Consider the following 3,410-nt stretch of genomic DNA (forward strand, 5'->3'; position numbering starts at 1 on the left):
AGAAGTTTTCGTAAGGCTGTATGATGAAGATCTTATCTATCGCGGAAAGAGACTTGTAAACTGGGATCCTAAGCTGCGTACTGCTATTTCTGATCTTGAAGTTGAGAATAAGGAAGTTGCAGGACACATGTGGTATATCAAGTATATGCTAGCTGACGGTGTAAAGACTGCAGAAGGTAAGGATTATCTTCTTGTTGCAACTACACGTCCAGAGACTTTACTTGGTGATACTGCTGTTGCAGTTAACCCATCTGATGAGAGATATAAGTCAGTTGTTGGCAAGGATCTTATTCTTCCTCTTGTTGGCAGAAGAATTCCTGTTGTAGCTGATATCCATGCAGATATGACTGCAGGTACCGGTTGCGTTAAGATTACTCCTGCACATGATTTTAACGATAACGCTGTAGGTAAGCGTCACAAGCTTTGCATGCTGAACATTTTCACAGAAGATGCTAGAGTTCGTGAGGAATGTGAGGTATTTGATACTAACGGTGTTAAGACAGATGCTGTATCAGGCTTTATCCCTGAAAAATACCGTGGCATGGACCGTTTTGATGCTCGTGATGCAATGGTAAAAGATCTTCAGGATCTTGGTTTACTTGACCATATTGAAGATCACAAGCTATCTCAGCCATTCGGCGATCGTGGTGGTGTACCTATCGAGCCACTCTTAACCGATCAGTGGTACGTAAAAGCTTCAGTTCTTGGCAAACCAGCTGTTGAAGCAGTTAAAGACGGCAGAATCAAATTTGTACCTGCTCAGTACACAAACATGTACTACTCATGGATGAATGACCTTCAGGACTGGTGTATTTCACGCCAGCTTTGGTGGGGTCATAGAATTCCTGCTTGGTATGATCAGAATGGCAAGGTATATGTTGCTCGCGATGAGGCAGAGGTTAGAAGCAAGTATTCTTTATCTGAAGATGTTGTTTTAACTCAGGATCCTGATGTACTTGATACCTGGTTCTCATCAGCATTATGGACATTCTCTACTCTTGGCTGGCCAGACAACACTAAAGAACTTGAAATGTTCCACCCAACATCAGCTCTTGTAACAGGTTTTGATATCATCTTCTTCTGGGTTGCCAGAATGATTATGATGACAATGCACTTCATGAAGGATAAGGATGGTAACCCTCAGGTTCCTTTCAAGACAGTATATGTTACTGGTCTTATCCGTGATGAGGAAGGCAACAAGATGTCAAAGTCAAAGGGCAACGTACTTGATCCTTTAGACATGATCGATGGTATCGATAAAGACAGTCTGATTGCAAAGCGTACTGCAAATATGATGCAACCTCAGATGGCAGAGAAGATTGCAAAGCGTACTGCAAAGCAGTTCCCAGAGGGAATTGCAGCTCACGGTACAGATGCTCTTCGTTTCACCCTATGTGCATTAGCTTCAAACGGTCGTGATATCAACTGGGATATGAAGAGACTTGATGGTTACAGAAACTTCTGTAACAAGATCTGGAATGCATCAAGATTCGTTCTTATGAATGTTGGCCAAATGAAGCTTACAAAACCAGCTTCTTCTGATTTAAGCGTTGCTGATCGTTTCATCAGAGCAAAACTAAGACAGGCTATTGCAGATATTACATACTCTATCAATAATTTCAGATTCGATCAGGTAGCATCAAACATCTACGAGTTCATCTGGAATGAGTACTGTGACTGGTATCTTGAGTTTACAAAAGCTGTGCTCAAGTCAGATAAGGCAACTGATGCTCAGAAGAATGCAACTGCATATACTTTAGTAGAAGTATTAGAAGCAGTAATGCGTTTAATTCACCCAGTAATGCCATTCTTATCAGAAACTATCTGGCAGCAGACTGCTCCACTTGTTGGCAAGATGACACAGTCAGGCACTATCATCAATGCGGCATTCCCTGTTGAAGACGATTTTGATGATGACAAGAATGCACTTGATGACATCGCATTCATTAAGGAATTTGCAACTACAGTTCGTAATTTAAGAGCTGAAATGAAGGTTGCGCCTTCAGTAAAACTTGCTCCTATGATGCGTGGCGCAAATGAAAATGAAATCCGCTGTGCTACAGATAATTTCATGTTCATTGAGAACCTTGCAAATATCGAGCCTGTAAAGTTCGTAAATGAAGGTGAAGAGCTTCCTCCATGCGTTGCAAAACCTCTAAACAAGGCTGAAATTCTCTTAGCAATGAAAGCCCTTGTTAACAAGGAAGAGGAAATCAAGCGTCTAAACGGCATGATCGAAAAACTTGAAGCAAACATTAAGTCTGCTAAGAGCAAGCTATCTAATGAAGCCTTCGTATCAAAGGCACCTGCTAAGATCATTGAAGGTGCCAAGGCACAGCTTGAACTTAACGAGCAGCAGTTAGCTAAGGTTCAGGCTCAGCTTGAGGAAATGAAGAACCTCTAATTCATTTCGTTTAAGCCTCACCATTTGGTGAGGCTATATTAATTCCCATCCATATATATGAAACATTTCAAATATCTTATACTTTTCCTTTTTTTATACTGCTCATCTAGCTTTGCGTTTACTGATAATTATCTTTGTAACCTCAATGAAAAGCTAAAAAACAAAAGCAGCGAAAAGATACTGGATGTAGGTATAAGAAAAGTTTTTTCTGATAAGGTTGAAATCTATATCATAGGTTTTGGCGCTCCAGTGAAGGCAAAATTCAACGGAGTTCCACTAGAATCAGACAGAATTCTTAAAAGAAGAACTATTAAATGCTCCAATGGTAATATCGGACAGATAAGAATATATGATCTCAGAAATATAGAAGAGGTAGGATACTTCTCAATTGAAAGCAGTACAAAGTCTGCAGGAACATATATTGAAGTAGGACCTGAAAAGAAATTTTTTGATATCACAAAGGACTAAAAATGAGCCAGAGGCTCATTTTTTAGTATTTATGCTCCGTTTTTACAGAGCTTAATTGATCTTTAAACCTTCTCTAAGGCCTCATCGATATCTCTGATGATATCATCAAGATCTTCTAAACCAACTGACAGACGAACTAAACCTGGAGTGATACCACACTCTTCTAGCTGTTTGTCAGAAAGCTGTCTATGAGTTGCAGTAGCAGGATGAAGCAGACATGTCTTGATATCAGCAACATGTACCTCAGGAGATGCTAACTTAACATTATCAATGAATTTTGCTCCTGCTTCTCTACCCCCCTTAATGTCTAATGATAATACTCCAGAACATAATCCATCAGTTAGATATTTCTTTGATAACTCGTGTGAAGGATCAGACTCTAAACCAGGATAAATTACTCTTGAAATCTTTGGATGTGACTGAAGATGCTTTGCTACAGCAAGTGCATTATCTGAGTGCTTTCTTATTCTTAATGGCAGTGTTTCAATACCAAGATTGATATAGAATGCAGCCTGTGCACTCTGACAGCATCCAAGAT

General features: G+C 39.9%; 3 protein-coding genes. 2 read left to right on the forward strand and 1 reads right to left on the reverse strand.

The annotated features are described in order from the left end of the window. Both ACJML3_RS07395 and ACJML3_RS07400 read left to right on the forward strand, forming a co-directional pair. The coding region (locus tag ACJML3_RS07395; RefSeq protein WP_406021985.1) for a valine--tRNA ligase at nt 1-2,404 on the forward strand (2,404 nt) is incomplete at its 5' end. Between the two features lie 57 nt (nt 2,405-2,461). Beyond that, a complete protein-coding gene (locus ACJML3_RS07400; protein WP_406021988.1) occupies nt 2,462-2,872 on the forward strand; it encodes a hypothetical protein in 411 nt (136 codons plus the stop codon). 62 nt (nt 2,873-2,934) lie between these two features. On the opposite strand, the gene ACJML3_RS07405 is transcribed toward ACJML3_RS07400, so the two are convergent. Further along, nucleotides 2,935-3,410, reverse strand: a 476-nt coding sequence (locus ACJML3_RS07405; RefSeq protein ID WP_406021990.1) for a PLP-dependent transferase, incomplete at its 5' end; no start/stop codon positions are given.

This window comes from Succinivibrio sp., assembly GCF_045124615.1.
Lineage (GTDB): Bacteria > Pseudomonadota > Gammaproteobacteria > Enterobacterales > Succinivibrionaceae > Succinivibrio > Succinivibrio faecicola.

Excerpts from the sequence above, each read along its gene's own strand:
- ACJML3_RS07400 (WP_406021988.1), top strand. The coding sequence starts at position 2,462 with ATGAAACATTTCAAATATCTTATACTTTTCCTTTTTTTATACTGCTCA.